Source organism: Pseudoxanthomonas mexicana (assembly GCF_046736355.1).
GTDB classification, from domain to species: domain Bacteria; phylum Pseudomonadota; class Gammaproteobacteria; order Xanthomonadales; family Xanthomonadaceae; genus Pseudoxanthomonas_A; species Pseudoxanthomonas_A mexicana_B.
Genome location: NZ_CP157201.1, coordinates 841,206 through 857,666 on the forward strand (window position 1 = coordinate 841,206; position 16,461 = coordinate 857,666).

Genomic DNA, 16,461 nt, shown 5'->3' on the forward strand with positions numbered 1-16,461 from the left:
TCGCCGGTCCGGTGAAAGTTTGTCCACCGGGCTGCGCCTTCAGGCAACCGCAAACATCTTGCGGGCAGTGATGGCCTGATAGATCTGGCTGGCGACGGCTTTGGCAACCGGAGGCGGGAAGGCATTCCCGATCTGGCGGTACGCCGCAGTCTTCCTGCCCGAGAATTGCCATTCGTCGGGAAAGCCTTGAATGCGCGCGGCCATGCGGGTCGTAAGGCGCGGCATCCCAACAAAGTCACGCTCTGGTGGAGCATCCCAGATGCCGAGGCCGTCCACTCCAAGCGCTGCCCATGCACGCTTGGCGCGCGTCGGTCCTAGATCGGGACCGCCATGCTTTTTTGAGCCCCCAACTAAGGTGGGCGCGATTGCATTAGCTTGTTCCTTCCAGCGATTCGCCCCGCGCCATCCTGCTTCAGCCATCAGGTCATGCAGTAGCTCGCCAACGGTGAGAGGGTCCTTGTCGTTGGGCTTAGGCCACGAAAACTGACTGGCGAACTCCTTCTGGATGCCCACGAAGACAACACGAGGGCGCAGCTGCGAGACGCCGTAATCGGATGCATTAAGCAACCGCCAGCTTGGGACATAGCCCAGCTTCTTAAGTTGCTTCTCAACCTTATTGCGGTAGTCATCAAAGACCGCATCCAGCAGGCCGCGCACGTTTTCAAGCATCACAGCCCGCGGGCGGCATTCGTCCACGAGCCTGATGGCTTCCGGGAATAGGTCGCGCTCGTCATCAGCGCCAAGTTGCTTGCCAGCCTTGGAAAAGGGTGGGCACGGCACTCCGCCTGCGAGAAGGTCGATGCCTTTGTAGGCCTTAGCGCTGAAAGTTCTCAGGTCTTTTTCGAAGACCTGCCAGTCGGGTCGGTTGGCACGCAGGGTGGCGCATGCGGGCGGTTCGATTTCTACGAGCGCCTCGTGGCCGAAACCGGCTAGCTCGAGGCCAAGCGCCTGGCCGCCGGCGCCGCTACAAATTTCTAGGGAAGTGGGTCCGCTCATTTGGCACTCTGCAATTTGTGATCTTTCTCAAGCGGCAGCGCTAGCTGGCTGCCTCCTGCACTTTTTTCAACGAAGGTACGCATGAACTGGCGCAGCACCTGAGACGCTTGGACATCCTGGACTCGGCACGCCTCGACGAAGGACTCCCGTAGGCCCCTATCAACGCGAATACGCAGACCGACATCTTTTCTGTTCACCCAGCGAATCTACCACGTGGATACACACTTGTGTATCCACGTGGGCATCTCCATACTCAAGAACAGCATGTAGGAGATGTGCGAGATGAGTGCGGTTATTCCCAATCCATTGGCTGCGGACCCGGCTTTGGTTCAAGTACAAGCCGAACTGCTAGCAAAACCGGACTTGCTCGGTACAGTTGGCCGCGCCATTCGCAAGTCATTCGACGAAGTCATCGATGGCCCGCGCACTGGCCGCTACTGCATCCAGCAGTTGGAGAAGACCGAGAAGACCTATATCGGTACAAAGGTCGAGATTGTGCTCCGAGCGGAGCTAGGCCTAGCGCGCGGCCAGATTCTTGACAACCTGATTGCTGGCCACGAAGTGGACACCAAGTTCACGGTGGGCAACACATGGATGATCCCGCGCGAGGCTTTTGGGGAACTCTGCCTCCTCGTCACCGGCAACGACGACACCGGGACTTGCGGGATCGGGATTCTTAGGATGGTGCCCAGCGTTCTGACGAACGGGGCCAATCAGGATGGCAAGAAGAGCGTATCGGCCGCAGGTAAGGCACAGATTGTTTGGCTGGCGCAGGGGGCGATGCCCCGCAACTTCATGTTAGACCTACCCAATTCGGCGCGGGTTGCCATCATGACTGCGCCAAGCGGAAAGCAGGCTATCGCGGCGCTTTTTCGGAATGCGCGCGGGAAGATCATCCCTCGTTCTGTCATAGAGCAGGTGGCACAGCAAAGGGATTCACTCAAGCGCGCTCGCGAAGCTAAAGCAATCCTTGCGCCAGAAGGAATACAGGTTCTGTGTGCAACTTACATGGCAGATCGTGCCCAGTTTGTAGCGCAGGGGTTTACTCAGTTCAACGAGGATGACTGGCTGAGCATCTGATAGCCGCACGGCCTCACCAGGTGGCCCGTGCCGCGTCCGGGGCCACGTCGCCTGATACCGCGCAGCCCGGACCGCATCGCGCGATACGGACTCGCCGGGGAGCCCGGACAAAGCGTTGGTATCAGCGCGAGAACACCTCGTGCACTATTAGGTCTGTCGGTGCCACCAGCCGCCGACGCCAGGCTTTCGGTGGCCTACAAGACCGAGACCCGCCCCGCCGACTGAGGGGAGCAAACGGGCCCATCTCTGCGACGCACAGCAGGCAGTCCCCGCACGGCATGTCGCCGCGTGGGGATCGCACCTGCACGGAGTCCAGAAGATGGCCTACGAACCGAAGAAGTTCTCTCCTGCGGAGCTCGCCGAGCTCCACGCACTACCCGACGACGCGCTCGTCACCGCTCAGGAGGCCTCGGCCTTCCTCCGCCTCACTTACGGGACCCTCGCGTGGTATCGCTGCCAGGGCGGCGGTCCGAAGTTCACCCGCGTCGGGCCGAAGCTGATCCGCTACAGCCTTGGCGACCTGCGCGAATACGCGAAGGGCCAGCCAATGGGCGAGGGCATGCGACGCTGTGCCCAGGCGGCACTTGTCGCTCGCGGCCTGTCCCCAAAGAAGGAGGGCTGACCGATGGCCGCACAAGAAAACGCCCACGGCGTGCTAGACCGTGGGCGCAAGGTTACAACCGACCGGGAGACGGAGCCTGCCAGAGCTCACGGGATCAATGATGCCGCGGGGCACGCCGCCGCAACGCCATCATTTGAGGCCGCGTCCGAGTACCGCCGCGCCCGGCTCGACCTGATCCCCCTACGTCGTCGCGACAAGGTGCCCGCCGACAAGCGCTGGCAGGAACGCAACTACGACAGGGGCGAGGTGCTGGAGCGCGCGAGGCGCGACGGCCTGAACCTGGGCGTGCGCCTGCCCGCCGACGTGGTCGTGGTGGACGTGGACCCGCGCAACTTTCCCGAGGGGCGCGACAGCCTGGCGGAGCTGGCCGCAGCCTTCGACCTGCCGCTCGCGTCGGCGCCGCACGTCCTCACCGGCAACCTGTCCCACCCCGGCCACCACTTCTACTTTCACAAGCCTGCGGGCGTCATGCTGCTGGAGAGCGTGGACGGCTTCGAGGGTGTGGAGCTGAAGTCGCTCGGCCGTCAGGTGGTTGCGGCGGGTTCTGTGCATCCGTCTGGTGGCCTGTATCGCTGGGCGCCCGACTCGCCGCCGCTGGGCGATATGCCGGACCTGCCCGCAAGGCTGGTCGAGAAGGCGCGCAGGCCGGATCGCCCCAAGAAGCAGGCGACCGGCGCCGGTGAGCTGACGCCTGAACAACTGGCCGAGACCCTGGAGCAACTCGACCCGTGCGACTTCGGCCGCGGCAGCGACCACAAGCGCTGGGAGAACCTGATGATGGCCTGTCACTTCGCCACCGACGGCGAAGGACGACAGGAGTTCATCGACTGGTGCATGGGCGACGGTCACTACCGCGGCGAAGAGTGGAAAGTCGGTCGCCGCTGGGACTCGCTGCACGCTGACAGGGATGAGTCCGTCACCACGGCGACCCTGCAAATGTTCCTGCAGGAGGTGGGTGGCGGCATCGCGCCGCCCGACGCGGCCGACGACTTCGACGTGTGGGACGAGGTCGAACCCGCAGAGGAGCGCAGCCGCTGGAACTTCCTTTCGCTGGACGACGTGGAGTCGCTGCCGCCGCCGAAGTGGCTGGTGCCTGGCGTGCTGACTGAGGGCAGCCTCGCCGCCATCTATGGCGCGCCAGAGTCGGGCAAGTCGTTCCTCGCGGTGGACATGTCGATGGCCATCGCGGGCGGCATCGACTGGCATGGCAGGCAGGTCGAGCACGGCGGCGTGCTTTACATCGCCGCGGAGGGCGCGCCCGGCCTGGGCAAGCGCTTCCGCGCCTGGAAGGCGGACAGGTGCGCCCAGGGTCGCGGGTTCGACCTGCACCTCATGCGCGACGACCTGAACCTCGCGGCCGAGAAGGACGGCGGCGTGCGCGCGTTCGTCCAGGCCGTGACCGACGAGTTGGGACCGCTGCGCCTGATCGTCATCGACACCCTGAACCAGACGGCCGCAGGCGCCGACGAGAACTCGGCGAAGGACATGGGCCGCTACATCGCGAGCATGAAGCTGCTGCGCAACGCCACGGGCGCGGCGGTGGTCGTGGTGCACCACTCGGGCAAGGACCTGAGCAAGGGCATGCGCGGCAGCACCGCGCTGCTGGGCGCGATGGACACGACTGTCGAGGTGGAGCGCGCCAGCGACGGGCACTCGATCAGGGTGACGGTGAAGAAGCAGAAGGACGCGGAGCGCGAGCCCCCGATGCGCTTCAACATGGAGAAAGTCGGCGACTCATTGGTACTGCGTCCCACCGTGATGGTCGATGCGCAGGGTGAGTTCGGCGGCGCGATGGACCCCATCCTGGAGCTGGCACGGCAGGAGGCGAACGAGCGCGGCGGCAGCATCCCGCTGAAGGAGCTGGCCGCGATCGTCTGCGAGCGAGACGGCGTCGCCGACAAGACGGCGAGGCGCAAGATCGAGGCCGCCATCCTCGATGGGCGCGGCAACGCCAGGGCGTCGATCGACGGCTTCATGGTGTGGCTGGAGCCGATGGACGCGCGCAACCCGAGGCTCGGAATCCTAGTCAGGACGGAGGGGTGAACGCGCGTTTTCGATTGTCACGGGGCGCGACTTTCGGAGCTCGATTGTCGCGCCCAGTGACAATCAGATTGTCGCCGAAAGTCAGTTTCGATTGTCAGCTCGACAATCTAATCGCGGCAAGCACTTAGGCCACTTTCGGCCACCCGATTGTCAAAGCGAAAGTCACTGGTGGATTCGATTGTCACGGCGTTCGTCAGTCTATAGACGACGAACGTGACAATCAGTCCGACAATCGAAAAGCGAACCCCTCCACATCATCGAAAGCGCGTGGACGGATGCGTCCAACCTTGCGTGCCGTGTCCCTCGCGCGCGAGGCGAACAGGCCGTGCGATCCCACCGATGCACGCTACCTAATCGAGCATCGGATGGTCGACGCCATCCAAGCCGTTGATCCGACTGCTTGAACGATGGCGTGCCTGCGCGCGTAAGCACGACACCATCACAACGTAAGCCACTTTTTCCCTGGAGACCGCAGCCGTGCTTTCCATCCCGAACACCTTTACGCCCGAGCGGCGCGAGCTGTTCTTCCAGGTGCTGGAGGACACGTGCTCGCCCAAGCAGGCCGCAGCGGCGGCTGGCATCAGCAGGCAGACCGCCTTCTATCACAAGGCCAATGACATCGAGTTCCGCACGCGGTGGGAGAAGGCCATCGAGGTCGCCCTGGACGCGCTGCTGGACGAGGCGTACAGGCGCGCGGCGATCGGATACGACGAGCCGGTCATCCACCAGGGACGCCTCGCCACCACCGCGGACCCGCAGACCGGCGACGAGAGGCCGCTCACCGTCAGGAAGCACAGCGACAGGCTCCTGGAGGTGCTGCTCAAGTTCCGCTACGGCGACCAGATGGCGGACAGGCTGCGCGTCAGGGTCGAGGACACGGGCCTGTCGGCCGACGCCCTGCTGGCGATGCCCGCCGACGAGCGCGCGCAGCTCGTGGCGCTGCTCTCCAAGTACAACGCGGCGCGGCCGCAGGACGAGGAACAGGACGATGAGTGAGAAGCTGACTGTCGCCGAAGCTCTAGCCAAGGCCGAGCAGATCGACGTGATGCTGGGCGCGATCCACGACACGGCACCCGATGCGGTCCAGGCGATGGGCGGGCGCGACGCCCTGGCCCGACGCAGCGAGATGACGTGCCTCGGCCCGGTGCCGCGCCTGGACGCAGACGAGTGGGAGCGCATGTCGCAGGAGTACGAGGGGCGGCGCGAGCATGGCAGCGTCAACCGCGGGCACTAACGGTCACGCGGTCGCCGTCGAGGTGGACGGGGTGCGATACCCCTCCGCCAGGTCGGCCGCGGCAGCCGTGGGGATCGGGTACAGCGCCGTGACGGCGCGCTGCCACGACCCCAGGCACCCGAACTACCGATGGCTCGGCGCCACGCCGGGCAGGCGCGAGCTGAGGCCCGAGGACAGGCGCATCGCCAGGGCGCTGGTCGAGCCGGCACGCTGGCCCTGCGACGGTGGCACGCGGCGCGCCGACGTGCTGGACCTCAACGAGGGTCCGGCCAAGGTGGTGCGCCGCATCGGCTGGCTCCGCTGCATGTGCTGCGCCCGCTTCACCTTCTCGGGCGACGTTGTGCGCGTGCGCCTGTGCGAGGAGTGCGGCGGCCTGGGCAGCGCGCCAGCCAAGGACGCCTGACATTCCATCGGCGGGCTGCGCGACGCCAAGCCCATGAATCACAAGCCGCAGTGACGGCGGCAGCTTCGAGGGAAACACGTCCGGGAAACGATGGCGTTCGCGCCCAACGCTCCGCGACACATTGCAGGCATCCGGTCAGCGCATTGGCGCGCAGACCACCCCGCGGCTGGGGATGCGCTCGTGACAGGCGACCGGAGGACCACAACCCTCACAGGAGCCAACGAGCCATGAAGATCACCCTCAGCGACACCCCCCTCCTTAGCACCCAGCAGATCGGCGAGCTCGCCTCGACCCTGGACCTGATGCACAAGCGCACCCTCGCCGCGATCGAGCGGCTGAACAAGGACATCGCGACCCGCAAGCAGCAGATCGCCGCGCGCTGGAAGAGCGCCCCCGGCATCGGCGGGGCTGACGTCGCCCGCTTCGCCGAGCACGAGACCGTCGCCACGATCCGCGAGATCAAGGACAACTCCAAGGCCGAGCTGGACAAGATCCTGAAGGACGCGGGCGCGCCGCACGCCCAGCTGATCGGCCAGCGCCAGTTCTACGACTCCCCGGCGAAGGTCCTGGCCCGCGCGGCCCTGGGCGACCCGAAGCGCACCGAGTACCTCCAGCAGCTCCAGCATGCAGGCCCAGCCGAGCTCGCCCACATGGCCCAGGTCGCCGTCGGCACGCGCAACGTCGCCCTGGCGTCCGCCGTGCTGTCCCTGATCGACCGCCTGCCCACCAAGGACCGCCCCGTCGGCCCGGTGGAGCTGGCGACGGCGATGAGGCAGGACGACTTCCTGAAGGTCCAGGAGTACATCAAGCTGGGCGACGCGCGCCTCCAGGGCATCCTGGTCGCCATCCGCGCCTGGAACTCCGGCAAGTCCAACCCGCTTGGCTCGGTGCAGCTCGCCATGCGCGAGCGGGAGATCGACCACGACCTGATCGGGGGCGACGGCGATGACTGACCGACGCGCCCACTACCCACCGTGCCACCCGGCGATGCTGGCCCTCGCGGCCCTGGTCGCGGCGATCCAGCACAGGTGCGACCCGTTCCCCGAGCTCGAGGCAGCGGCAGCCCGCAACGGAGTGGCCGTCGGCTCCGAGGAGTTCGACGAGGCCGCGGCCCTGGCCGGGCAGCCCTACTGCCGCGCGCTGGACCTGTACGTCGACCGCGAGACCAAGCGCAGGGCGGACGCCCTGGGGTCGGGGATGGCGCACCTGGCCTTCCTCCCGGCCTGACCCGAGCAAACCCGGCCGGGTTGGTTAGGTGCGCAGAGGGCAACGGGTGGCCCGGCCGTGTTTCGGAGGGGATGTCCCTAGGGCATCCCCTTCTTTTTCATGGGCTTACGGCGCACCGCGCCCAGACAGCCAGTTGGAGAGTCGATTCTCTTAACTCGTCCTGCGTAGTTTGCGGCTCATCTTGTAGAGGTATATCGTCATACGCCTATTAACCAGCGGATGGAGGACATATGGCGAACTACGCGATCGCGTTTGACTTGAATACGGTCGGCATGCGTGCCGCTGGTTTCACGAACGCTCAAATCACTCGTGTGTACCAAGTGGAAATCCCACAGGCGCTGGCGGCCTGTGGTTTCACCGCACACCCTCAAGGCTCGCTGTATCACACTGTTAGCGACCAGGATCCAATTACGGCGCTGATGACATTGCAAGGAGTTCTGCAAACGCAGGCCCCAAACTTCTGTGCCCACGTAAACAGGGTGCACGTGTTCCGTATGGAAGAGTGGAGCGATGTCACTGCGTTGATCGCGAATCGGCCCGCTGCGCCTAGTCCGACTGCCGAAGAGGAGCTTGAAGAGCAGGACACCCTTGCTATGGCAGCTAATCGATAGGGGGGGGGCTCCCGACTCCAGCGAACCGCGACCTAATGCCTACGTGTCCACCAACACGTAGGAGAGCGCTATGAAGCTGGAAGAAATGCCCGCCAAGGAACTGCTGGACCTGCACAACCGCATCGCCGACAAGCCCGCAGGCCCCAAGACCTTCGCGACGCGCGCGAAGCTCGTCGCGCGGATCGAGCAGGTCGCGGCCGATAAGAACATCGACCTGGCCTCGTTCGGGCAGCCGAAGAAGCCCAAGGCGACCGCGCCGCGCGCAGAGCCGAAGGCCGAGGCCACCGAAGCGCCGGATGCGGCCGAGAAGAAGCCGCGCGGCCTCGGCGTGGGCGCGCTGGCACGCGCGATCCTGATGGACCCAGCGGGTTTCCCGCACGCGCTGGTGGCCGACATGGTCAACGCGCAGATCGATGGCGCGGCGGCGACTGCAAAGAGCGTTCGCTGGTACGCCAACGACATGCGCAAGAAGGGCGTCGAGGTGCCGCCGCGTCAGAAGCACCACCCCGTCGACATGGACGAGGAGCAGTCGGCAGAGGCGCTGTCCACGGTTCGAGTGGTCGAGCCCGCGCCATCCGACGACTGACACCGTTCTCCCGTCGTGTACGAAAAAGGGCCACCTATGCGGTGGCCCTTTCTTTTCATGCGCTTGCGCGCGATCGCGTCCCGATGGTGGATCAGGTGGTCGTCGCTTCCTTCTGCCGCCGCTGTTCCTTCAGCACGAAGGCAAGGCACTCTTCCAGCGTGGCCTGCAAGCCTTGGAGTTCCTCGTCGCTTCCCTCGTAGAGCTGGTAGCCGACCCACCGGACGATGTTGTGAGTCTTCGTGCCTAGCTTGAGGCGCCTGTCACCCAAGCGCTCCCGTAGCTGCTCCTGGATGTTCGCACGCATGACCAGTTTGAGGGCACGCAGGGATGGGTTCTGCAAGGTGATTTCCATCGCGCTTCTCCCTATGCCGCTTTGGCTTGGAGGGCCTTGAACGCGCGGTACTCCCGCAACGCATGCTCCCAGATGACTTCGGTCAACGCCGCACCTTGCACCTTCGAGATGTCTTCGTTCTCCAAGATGCGAGCTGTCAGTGCTTCGGTAGGCCAGTCGTCCCCGAATGCTTGGAACAAGATTGCGAAACTCCAGTACAGCATGCTGTGCTCGCGCACCTCGTAGCGGTCGGCAGCTGCAATCTCCTTGCCGAGGTCTTGCTCGACGTAGTTCGCAATGTCGTCAGCCCATTCGTCGTAGGCGCAATTCTGCGTCACTCCATCCTCCATGATGCCGTGCCAGGCGGACACGACCCTGAGGATGCCGTCGGAGCCATCCTTGGACATCAATCCATTCCATGCGGGGCCAAGTGTTACGTCGAGCAGTGACCCTGTTCCACCGCCCTTGAAGCTGGGGTAGTACTCGTCGGTCAATGTCTTGATGATCGTTACATATGAGGGAAGCATTGTTCGTTCTCCTGGTTTGTTGGTGAAGGAGTCAACGAGGGGGCCAGTCCTCGTCGAACTCCGATGCAACAACACCGCGCGGTGTAGGGAGGAGTTTCGCGCCCCGATTTTTGCGCGTCCATAAACGTTTGCAGGCGCTACGCAACCTCGCATTCGTTGATTGACGGCGCATTCGCGGGCGTGGTTGTGAGCCTCGGCGGCCACGTCCCCGGCTCGTGCACGAGGCCGAGCGCGTCGAGGATGTAGCGCGATGCCTTCTCTTGGTATTCGCGCAGGTGGTCGATTGACGGGTGCAGGTAGCCCATCGTGACGCCGCCGCTGGATGCGCTGTGGTTCAGCAGGAACCGCAGCTCCAGCAGCGGCACGCCAGCCTGCAATGCGAGCGACGCGTACGCGTGCCGCAGCGCGTGGCCGGTGAGGTCGCCGAGCTCGTGCTGCTGGACCTCCGCCACCCGGCCCGACGCCGAGTCGGCCGGGAACAGGTAGGGCGTCTTGCGCCTCACGCCGTCGGCGTTCGCCTCGCGGTGGGCGAGCAGGTCGGTGAGCGCCGACGACAGCGGTAGGTCGAACTTCTTGGACGATCCTCCCTTCGGGTTCGGCACGTGCAAGCGCCCGTCGCCGAGCTCCGCGCGCCTCGCCTCGCACGACGCCGTCCGGCGCATGCCCGACAGCAGCATGAACAGTTGGAGGTCGCGGCGCACGGGGTTGCCCAGCGACAGCACCGCCTTGCCCCACGCCCTGAGCTTCTCGGGACTGGCGTCCACCTCGCGCCGGCGCATGCCGTTCATGTCCACATTGCCCACCGGGTTAGGTGGCAGGTCGGGGAACTGCCGCAGGGCGCGGTTGTAGACCGAGCGCAGGACCCGCATGGTGTTGTCGCCCGAGGTGGCGCCGCTCCTTTCGGTGATCCTGCGGTGGCGCTCGCGCACGCCCTGTCGATCAGCGCCGATCTCGGCCAGCGGCCTGTCCAGCCAGTCCTTGAGGTAGTAGGTGACGTGGTACTCGTAGCCGCTGCGGGTCTTGTCGGCCAGCCGCCGGGAGTTGAGGTGCAGGTCCAGTCCCTCCCGCAGGGTGATCCCGCGCGCCCGGGCCTTGCGGCGCTCCTCGTTGGGGTTGGTGCCGCCCCTCATGCCGACCAGCGTCTGCCGGGCGGCGTCGCGGGCCTGCTTGGCGTCCATCGCCGGGTGGTCGCCCAGCTTCGTCCTGACCTGACGCCCGTTGACGAGGGACTGGACGTAGAAGCTGCGCTTGGTGGGGGTGACGATGAGGTAGAACCCCCTCATCTCGGTGTCGGCGTACAGGGCCGACTTGCCCAGCTCGGGCTTTGGTGCCCTCTCGACGAGGGACTGGGTGATCTTCGACTTCATGCTGGCTCCGGGTGACGGGGCCACGGCTCGGACACAGTTTCGCACCACAAGGTGCCGTGTTCAGACGCGCCGTTTGTGCCCCTGAAGCCTCATTAAGTCGCGGTTTTTCCTCGGTGTAAGCGGCCCTGGACCATCCGATTTCAAATCATGGCAAGCTATCCGCGTGCCGACTTGTAAGCGATAGGTCCACAGTTCGAGTCTGTGAAGCGGCACCATCCCTCGTAGTCAGCGCCCCTTCGCGCTGCTCTTTCTGGACTTCGGCTGGAGTCTGGCCGCGCGCTGCTCCAGGTACTCGCCGAGCAGCCCGAGCGGCGGCACGCCGAGCGCCTCAGCGAACTCGACCAGCTCCACGGCGTCGATGCGCCGCTCCCCACGTTCGCACTTGGACACGAAGGTCTGCGTGTTCCCAAGCCGCTCGGCCAGATCGACCTGTGACACGCCGGCGCGCTTGCGGGCCGCCTTCAGGACGGTCAGCAGTAGCTGGTAGTCAGGGTTGTGGGTCGATTGGGCCATCGCACGGTGACAGGTTGGTCACCGCACGCTAGAGTTCGTATTGGATTAGTCCAAAATAGACTATTTACTAGCGTTGCTCAGGGGGAGTGCATGAAGCGGATAGGGATTCTTCTGGTGGTTTTGGTGGTCCTGGCTTGGATCGGGTCGAAGGTGGTGCCGCGCAGCAAGCCCGCAGTTGCCGCCGCGGCGGCCGGGGCGCCGCATGAGCAGGTCCAGCAGCCCGAGCCGGAACGACCCATGTCGTCCGCCGAGAAGAAGGCTCAGCAGGAGAAGTGGTTCGGCGCCAAGACCATCGTCGCGGCCGAGCACGCCGTCAGGCGCGAACTGAAGGATCCGGACGCAGCGCAGTTCAAGGAAGTGCGTGCGAACTACACCGAGGAGTTCGGCGTGGTCGCCTGTGGCCGGGTCAACGCCAAGAACGAGTTCGGTGGATACACGGGTTTTCGGCGCTTTGTGTTTGACGGAAAGATCGTCATCGTCGAAGGACGGGATAATGTCGCTGACGCTTGGGTCGGGGCGTGCCTATAGGGTCAACGCTGACTCGACAGCGCCGTTCAGGTGGGTGAAACTTCCCCAACTAGTTCGGGAAGGACTGGATGGGGGAATAAATGGCGAAGCCCGATTTCCCGGCGCTATTGGCGCCGGGGATGCACAATCTGACCTTGGCAGACATACAGGCACTGGCGGTCACGCCGTTCCCTGATGATGCGCAGCGTACCGGTCTGTACCAGAACTTGATGAACTGGGTCGGGGCACTCAATGCCTGCGGGGTGAATGGTACGCTCTGGCTGGATGGCTCTTTCTTGACGGAAAAGCCTGGTCCCAGCGACATCGATTGCGTGCTTTGGTACCCGCGGTGGTCGTCAGCGGCGAATGCCACGGCTGCAAATCAGCAGCAGGCCCAGCGCCTGTTGGACAAGCCATCTGCTAAGGCTCTGTTCGGCTTGGACTTGTATATAGAAACGCCAGATCAGCTCAAGTTGGTGCATCGACAAGCATACTGGCGTGGCTTCTTCGGGTTCTGCCACGACCGGGTGACGGCGAAGGGTCTAGCGGAGGTGGGCATATGAGCAGCAAGATATTGAAAGGCCACGCCGAAGCGCTCTCTGAATTCGCAAAGGAGACGTCGGATCGCGCCCGTGAAAAGCCCGATGACTTCTTCCTCCAGCTGGCTGCACGAAATCAGGAAGATGCAGCGCGGGAAGCGGCCCATCAACTAATGCTTGAAGAGGCCGAAGAGGCTGGAGAGCTGGTTGATTTGCGGCTTCTGGGGCCACGGGCAAATGGCAGCATCTCTCTCGACTGGTTCATTCGAGCGATGGACCCCTTGTCGAAGGCGTGGAAGCTCGCTGCACACAGGCTGCGCTACGGCAATGATGCAGCGCGAGGTGCCGGTTCTGATGTCATCAGCGCCCTCAACCTGAAGCTGGCTGGCATAGGCCACGGTTCGACCCGCATCTTCGTTACTGGCAATGCTATGCCTGACTTGACCGGGGAGAGCCTGTTGCAGGCGACGCTTGCTCAGGTATTTCGCCTGCTAAACGCACGCCAAGATGAGTTCTACGATGCGGTGGATGCTGTGGGCGGCAAGTCCGCGCACCAGCTCGGCGAGTTTATGAAGGAGCTAGATCAAGGTGGCTTCGCCGCGCAATTCACGTGGCAGTCCCCGCGAGGGCGGCAATTTTGGGAGGGGCGCCCTGACGAGATTGTCCGTATTCGCGCACTCCTCGACACCATCCGCGAGCCAGAGCGGTATCTTGAGACGATCACGGGCAGGGTTGCTGGCATCACCGACACGGGCAGGCTGGAACTCCGCACCGACGATGGAAAGGTCATGATCCGCTTCCCGCTCAAGCTTACGGAGCAGGTGCAACGCTTGACCATTACGTCATTGACCACAATCCAAGTAGAGACTGCACGCTATTGGGATTCTGTGCAGAAAAAGGACATCTACAAGCGACAGCTTGTCGAGGTTCAGTAGCCGCACGGCCTCGCCAGACGGCCCGTGCCGAGCTCGGGACCACGCGGCCTGATACCGAGCAGCCCGGATCGAATCGGACAACACGGGCTCACCGGGGAGCCCGGATGCAATGTTGGTGTCAACGCGCGAGCCATCTGGGTACAGTGTGGTTAATCGGGCTGCGGACCAGACCAGCCCGAGGATCGTCGGCAATGGCTATGGCGATCAGAAGTGCTTTCGGTGGCAAGAACAGCCGAGGCCAGCCCAGCATGACGAACTGAGCAGCCCATCTCTGCGACGCACAGCAGGCCCAGTCCCCCGGCGGCATTCCGCCTCCGTGGGAACTTGGAGATGGAGCACGCCTGTGACTACCCCCGAACCCAAGAAGCTCAACCCCGAAGAGCTGGCCGAACTGCACGCGCTTCCCGACGAGGCGATGGTCAAGCCTGAGGAAGCCGCCGCGCTCCTGCGGCTCAAGCGCGCCACGTTGGCGTGGTACCGCTGCCACGGTGGTGGACCGAACTACTCACGCGTCGGACCGAAGTTGATCCGGTACCGCATGGGCGACCTGCGCGAATATGCCAAGGGCCAGCCGATGAGCGAGGGCGTCCGCAAGGTCGCCGCCGCGATGCTCGCCGCCCGCACCGCCAACGCGGAGGGCTGACCGATGGCCGCACATGAAAACGCCCACGGCGTGCGAGACCGTGGGCGCAGGGGTACGACCGACCAGGAGAGTGAGCTGTCCAGGACTCACGGGATCAATGATGCCGCGGGGTCTGCCGCCGCGACGCCATCATTTGAGGCCGCGTCCGAGTACCGCCGCGCCCGGCTCGACCTGATCCCCCTGCGCCGCCGCGACAAGGTGCCCGCCGACAAGCGCTGGCAGGAGCGCAGCTACGACCGGGGCGAGGTGCTGGAGCGCGCGAGGCGCGACGGCCTGAACCTGGGCGTGCGCCTGCCCGCCGACGTGGTCGTGGTGGACGTGGACCCGCGCAACTTCCCGGCTGGGCGCGACAGCCTGGCCGAGCTGGCCGCCGCCTTCGGCCTGCCGCTCGCGTCTGCGCCGCACGTCCTCACCGGCAACCTGGAACACCCCGGCCACCACTTCTACTTCCGCAAGCCAGCGGGCGCCGTGCTGCTGGACACCGTGGACGGCTTCGAGGGCGTCGAGTTCAAGTCGCTGGGCCGCCAGGTCGTCGCGGCCGGCTCTGTACACCCGACCGGCGGCCTGTACCGCTGGGCATCTGATTCGCCGCCGCTACCAGACATGCCGGACCTGCCCGCGCGGCTGGTCGAGGCGGCGCGCAGGCCGGAGAGGAAGCGCGCCGCGGGCGCTGGCGAGATCACCGCCGAGCAGCTCGCCGCGTCGCTGGAGTACCTGGACCCGACGGACTTCCGCGAGCACGATCGCTGGCTGGAGTTGATGATGGCCTGCCACCACGCCACCGACGGCGACGGCGAGGCGCGGCAGGAGTTCATCGCCTGGTCCACGTCGGACCCCAGCTACGCAGACCACGAGTGGATCGTCGGGCGTCGCTGGGACTCGCTGCACGCCGACCGCGACGACGCGGTGACCATCGCCACGCTGCGCAGGCGCCTCAACGAGGTCGGGTCCGACATCGCGCCGCCCGACGCTGCCGAAGACTTCGACGTGTGGGACGAGGTCGAGCCGATCGAGCCGCGCGCTCGCAGGCGCTTCCTCAACGTGAACGACCTGAAGGCGCTGCCGCCGCCGCGGTGGCTCGTGCCCGGCCTGCTGGTGGAGGACAGCGTCGCGGCCATCTATGGCGCGCCCGAGTCGGGCAAGTCGTTCCTGGCGCTCGACATCGCGATGGCCGTCGCGGGCGGCGTGGACTGGCACGGCCGCAGGGTCACCGACGGCGGCGTCCTGTACGTCGCGGCTGAGGGCGCGTCTGGCCTCGGCAAGCGCGTCCGCGCGTGGGAGATCGACCGCGGCATCGACGTGGGCAAGTTCCCGCTCTGGCTGGACCACGGCGAGATCAACCTCGCAGCCGAGCGCGACGGCGGCGTCCGCGCCTTCGTCAGCGACGTGGTCGAGGAGCTCGGGCCGCTGCGCCTGGTCGTCATCGACACCCTCAACCAGACGGCGGCTGGCGCCGACGAGAACTCGGCGAAGGACATGGGGCGCTACATCGCCAGCATGAAGCGCATCCGCGACGAGACGGGCGCGACCGTCGTGGTCGTGCACCACTCAGGCAAGGACCCCGGCAAGGGCATGCGCGGCAGCTCGTCGCTCCTCGGGGCGATGGACACCACGGTCGAGGTGAGCCGCGACAAGGAGGTACGCGCCATCACCGTGACCGTGCACAAGCAGAAGGACGCGGAGCGCGAGCCGCCGATGCGATTCAACCTGGAGCGCGTGGATCTTCCGGGGGAACCCGACTGGAACGGCAGGCCGCCGTCGTCGCTGGTGCTCCGTCCGACCGTGATGGTCGACGCGGCCTCCGACTTCGGGGGCGAGGCGACGACGGACGACGGGCTGACCGCCCTGGCGTGCGAGCTGGGCGCGTCGGGCGGGACGGTGAAGGCGTCCGAGCTGCTCGACGCAGCCACCAAGCGCCTGGGCATGAGCAAGAGCTCGGCGCAGCGCGCGGTGACGGAAAGGATCCCCGAGGGTCGCATCGACGCCGTGCGCGCAAGCTGGGACGGTCGCCACTTCTGGCTGTGGTGCGAGCGCGTCGGCAAGCACTCCACGGCGCCGAAGGTGGTGCGGGTCGAGGCCGCGCCATGAACGCCCGCGAAGTCTCCTGAAGTCTGATTCTGAAGTCTCGAGACTTCGGAGACTTCGCGGCGTCCTGAAGTCTGAAGTCTGTTCCGGATCAGCAGCTTATGCGCCCACTCGATTCGCAGACTTCGGACGAGACTTCGGCCACGGCAGACGAGACTTCGCAGCTTTCACTTTCTTAAGAAAGTGAAAGCGAAGTCTGCCCGGAGTCTGAT

21 protein-coding genes are annotated in these 16,461 nt (G+C 65.2%); 15 read left to right on the plus strand and 6 right to left on the minus strand.

The annotated features are described in order from the left end of the window. Nucleotides 1-39 precede the first annotated feature (39 nt). Together AAG688_RS03710 and AAG688_RS03715 are read right to left on the minus strand one after the other, a co-directional pair. A complete protein-coding gene (locus tag AAG688_RS03710; RefSeq protein ID WP_411834010.1) occupies nucleotides 40-996 on the minus strand; it encodes a DNA cytosine methyltransferase in 957 nt (318 codons plus the stop codon). Beyond that, nucleotides 993-1,193, minus strand: a complete 201-nt coding sequence (locus AAG688_RS03715; protein ID WP_411834011.1) for a plasmid-related protein — start codon at nucleotides 1,191-1,193, stop codon at nucleotides 993-995. The genes AAG688_RS03710 and AAG688_RS03715 overlap by 4 nt, the downstream gene beginning before the upstream one ends. 85 nt (nucleotides 1,194-1,278) lie before the next feature. On the opposite strand from AAG688_RS03715, the gene AAG688_RS03720 reads away from it, so the two are divergent. The 10 genes from AAG688_RS03720 (at nucleotide 1,279) to AAG688_RS03765 (ending at nucleotide 8,802) form a co-directional block, all read left to right on the plus strand. Next, complete coding sequence (locus AAG688_RS03720; protein ID WP_411834012.1) at nucleotides 1,279-2,076, plus strand: NaeI family type II restriction endonuclease; 798 nt, start codon at nucleotides 1,279-1,281, stop codon at nucleotides 2,074-2,076. Nucleotides 2,077-2,395: 319 nt separating this feature from the next. Beyond that, nucleotides 2,396-2,698: a helix-turn-helix transcriptional regulator gene (locus AAG688_RS03725; protein ID WP_411834013.1), complete on the plus strand. Its 303-nt coding sequence runs from the start codon at nucleotides 2,396-2,398 to the stop codon at nucleotides 2,696-2,698. Nucleotides 2,699-2,701: 3 nt separating this feature from the next. Beyond that, the gene (locus AAG688_RS03730; RefSeq protein ID WP_411834015.1) at nucleotides 2,702-4,741 is read left to right on the plus strand and encodes an AAA family ATPase; all 2,040 of its coding nucleotides are present in this window, start codon (nucleotides 2,702-2,704) and stop codon (nucleotides 4,739-4,741) included. Between the two features lie 477 nt (nucleotides 4,742-5,218). Beyond that, the gene (locus AAG688_RS03735; protein ID WP_411834016.1) at nucleotides 5,219-5,737 is read left to right on the plus strand and encodes a hypothetical protein; all 519 of its coding nucleotides are present in this window, start codon (nucleotides 5,219-5,221) and stop codon (nucleotides 5,735-5,737) included. Next, nucleotides 5,730-5,975: a hypothetical protein gene (locus AAG688_RS03740; protein WP_411834017.1), complete on the plus strand. Its 246-nt coding sequence runs from the start codon at nucleotides 5,730-5,732 to the stop codon at nucleotides 5,973-5,975. The genes AAG688_RS03735 and AAG688_RS03740 overlap by 8 nt, the downstream gene beginning before the upstream one ends. An 88-nt stretch (nucleotides 5,976-6,063) precedes the next feature. Beyond that, nucleotides 6,064-6,378 (plus strand): hypothetical protein, encoded by a 315-nt coding sequence (locus AAG688_RS03745; protein ID WP_411834018.1) that lies wholly within the window; start codon nucleotides 6,064-6,066, stop codon nucleotides 6,376-6,378. 227 nt (nucleotides 6,379-6,605) lie between these two features. Beyond that, a complete protein-coding gene (locus AAG688_RS03750) occupies nucleotides 6,606-7,331 on the plus strand; it encodes a hypothetical protein (protein WP_411834019.1) in 726 nt (241 codons plus the stop codon). A gap of 34 nt (nucleotides 7,332-7,365) precedes the next feature. Further along, nucleotides 7,366-7,605 carry a hypothetical protein gene (locus tag AAG688_RS03755; protein ID WP_128988896.1) on the plus strand — a complete coding sequence of 80 codons (240 nt, stop codon included), beginning with the start codon at nucleotides 7,366-7,368 and terminating at the stop codon, nucleotides 7,603-7,605. 230 nt (nucleotides 7,606-7,835) lie between these two features. Then, nucleotides 7,836-8,216, plus strand: a complete 381-nt coding sequence (locus AAG688_RS03760) for a hypothetical protein (protein ID WP_411834020.1) — start codon at nucleotides 7,836-7,838, stop codon at nucleotides 8,214-8,216. Between the two features lie 70 nt (nucleotides 8,217-8,286). After that, nucleotides 8,287-8,802: a hypothetical protein gene (locus AAG688_RS03765; RefSeq protein ID WP_411834021.1), complete on the plus strand. Its 516-nt coding sequence runs from the start codon at nucleotides 8,287-8,289 to the stop codon at nucleotides 8,800-8,802. Nucleotides 8,803-8,893: 91 nt separating this feature from the next. Here AAG688_RS03765 and AAG688_RS03770 read toward each other — a convergent pair whose 3' ends face one another. The 4 genes from AAG688_RS03770 to AAG688_RS03785 form a co-directional block, all read right to left on the minus strand. Beyond that, on the minus strand, nucleotides 8,894-9,154 hold the full coding sequence (locus AAG688_RS03770) for a hypothetical protein (RefSeq protein ID WP_411834022.1): 261 nt from the start codon (nucleotides 9,152-9,154) through the stop codon (nucleotides 8,894-8,896). 11 nt (nucleotides 9,155-9,165) lie between these two features. Next, complete coding sequence (locus AAG688_RS03775; RefSeq protein WP_411834023.1) at nucleotides 9,166-9,660, minus strand: hypothetical protein; 495 nt, start codon at nucleotides 9,658-9,660, stop codon at nucleotides 9,166-9,168. A gap of 137 nt (nucleotides 9,661-9,797) precedes the next feature. Beyond that, the gene (locus AAG688_RS03780) at nucleotides 9,798-11,027 is read right to left on the minus strand and encodes an integrase arm-type DNA-binding domain-containing protein (RefSeq protein WP_411834024.1); all 1,230 of its coding nucleotides are present in this window, start codon (nucleotides 11,025-11,027) and stop codon (nucleotides 9,798-9,800) included. Between the two features lie 225 nt (nucleotides 11,028-11,252). Continuing rightward, the gene (locus AAG688_RS03785; RefSeq protein ID WP_049431408.1) at nucleotides 11,253-11,540 is read right to left on the minus strand and encodes a helix-turn-helix domain-containing protein; all 288 of its coding nucleotides are present in this window, start codon (nucleotides 11,538-11,540) and stop codon (nucleotides 11,253-11,255) included. A 90-nt stretch (nucleotides 11,541-11,630) separates the two neighbouring features. Here AAG688_RS03785 and AAG688_RS03790 point away from each other — a divergent pair, with 90 nt between their 5' ends. The 5 genes from AAG688_RS03790 to AAG688_RS03810 all read left to right on the plus strand — a co-directional run bounded on the left by AAG688_RS03790 (nucleotide 11,631) and on the right by AAG688_RS03810 (nucleotide 16,252). Then, nucleotides 11,631-12,068 (plus strand): hypothetical protein, encoded by a 438-nt coding sequence (locus AAG688_RS03790; RefSeq protein ID WP_411834025.1) that lies wholly within the window; start codon nucleotides 11,631-11,633, stop codon nucleotides 12,066-12,068. 80 nt (nucleotides 12,069-12,148) lie between these two features. Continuing rightward, complete coding sequence (locus AAG688_RS03795) at nucleotides 12,149-12,610, plus strand: DUF6932 family protein (protein WP_411834026.1); 462 nt, start codon at nucleotides 12,149-12,151, stop codon at nucleotides 12,608-12,610. Next, on the plus strand, nucleotides 12,607-13,521 hold the full coding sequence (locus AAG688_RS03800) for a hypothetical protein (protein ID WP_411834027.1): 915 nt from the start codon (nucleotides 12,607-12,609) through the stop codon (nucleotides 13,519-13,521). The genes AAG688_RS03795 and AAG688_RS03800 overlap by 4 nt, the downstream gene beginning before the upstream one ends. Before the next feature lie 343 nt (nucleotides 13,522-13,864). Continuing rightward, on the plus strand, nucleotides 13,865-14,164 hold the full coding sequence (locus tag AAG688_RS03805; RefSeq protein ID WP_411834028.1) for a helix-turn-helix transcriptional regulator: 300 nt from the start codon (nucleotides 13,865-13,867) through the stop codon (nucleotides 14,162-14,164). Between the two features lie 198 nt (nucleotides 14,165-14,362). Further along, nucleotides 14,363-16,252, plus strand: coding sequence for an AAA family ATPase (locus AAG688_RS03810; RefSeq protein WP_411834029.1), 1,890 nt, complete (start codon nucleotides 14,363-14,365; stop codon nucleotides 16,250-16,252). Nucleotides 16,253-16,461: the final 209 nt, after the last annotated feature.

What these genes read in the sequence shown, in the direction of transcription:
- AAG688_RS03710 (WP_411834010.1), bottom strand. Translation starts at nt 996, where the DNA reads ATGAGCGGACCCACTTCCCTAGAAATTTGTAGCGGCGCCGGCGGCCAG.
- AAG688_RS03750 (WP_411834019.1), top strand. Translation starts at nt 6,606, where the DNA reads ATGAAGATCACCCTCAGCGACACCCCCCTCCTTAGCACCCAGCAGATC.
- AAG688_RS03775 (WP_411834023.1), bottom strand. Translation starts at nt 9,660, where the DNA reads ATGCTTCCCTCATATGTAACGATCATCAAGACATTGACCGACGAGTAC.
- AAG688_RS03780 (WP_411834024.1), bottom strand. Translation starts at nt 11,027, where the DNA reads ATGAAGTCGAAGATCACCCAGTCCCTCGTCGAGAGGGCACCAAAGCCC.
- AAG688_RS03725 (WP_411834013.1), top strand. Translation starts at nt 2,396, where the DNA reads ATGGCCTACGAACCGAAGAAGTTCTCTCCTGCGGAGCTCGCCGAGCTC.
- AAG688_RS03770 (WP_411834022.1), bottom strand. Translation starts at nt 9,154, where the DNA reads ATGGAAATCACCTTGCAGAACCCATCCCTGCGTGCCCTCAAACTGGTC.
- AAG688_RS03800 (WP_411834027.1), top strand. Translation starts at nt 12,607, where the DNA reads ATGAGCAGCAAGATATTGAAAGGCCACGCCGAAGCGCTCTCTGAATTC.
- AAG688_RS03720 (WP_411834012.1), top strand. Translation starts at nt 1,279, where the DNA reads ATGAGTGCGGTTATTCCCAATCCATTGGCTGCGGACCCGGCTTTGGTT.
- AAG688_RS03755 (WP_128988896.1), top strand. Translation starts at nt 7,366, where the DNA reads ATGCTGGCCCTCGCGGCCCTGGTCGCGGCGATCCAGCACAGGTGCGAC.
- AAG688_RS03730 (WP_411834015.1), top strand. Translation starts at nt 2,702, where the DNA reads ATGGCCGCACAAGAAAACGCCCACGGCGTGCTAGACCGTGGGCGCAAG.
- AAG688_RS03795 (WP_411834026.1), top strand. Translation starts at nt 12,149, where the DNA reads ATGGCGAAGCCCGATTTCCCGGCGCTATTGGCGCCGGGGATGCACAAT.
- AAG688_RS03765 (WP_411834021.1), top strand. Translation starts at nt 8,287, where the DNA reads ATGAAGCTGGAAGAAATGCCCGCCAAGGAACTGCTGGACCTGCACAAC.
- AAG688_RS03790 (WP_411834025.1), top strand. Translation starts at nt 11,631, where the DNA reads ATGAAGCGGATAGGGATTCTTCTGGTGGTTTTGGTGGTCCTGGCTTGG.
- AAG688_RS03785 (WP_049431408.1), bottom strand. Translation starts at nt 11,540, where the DNA reads ATGGCCCAATCGACCCACAACCCTGACTACCAGCTACTGCTGACCGTC.
- AAG688_RS03740 (WP_411834017.1), top strand. Translation starts at nt 5,730, where the DNA reads ATGAGTGAGAAGCTGACTGTCGCCGAAGCTCTAGCCAAGGCCGAGCAG.
- AAG688_RS03760 (WP_411834020.1), top strand. Translation starts at nt 7,836, where the DNA reads ATGGCGAACTACGCGATCGCGTTTGACTTGAATACGGTCGGCATGCGT.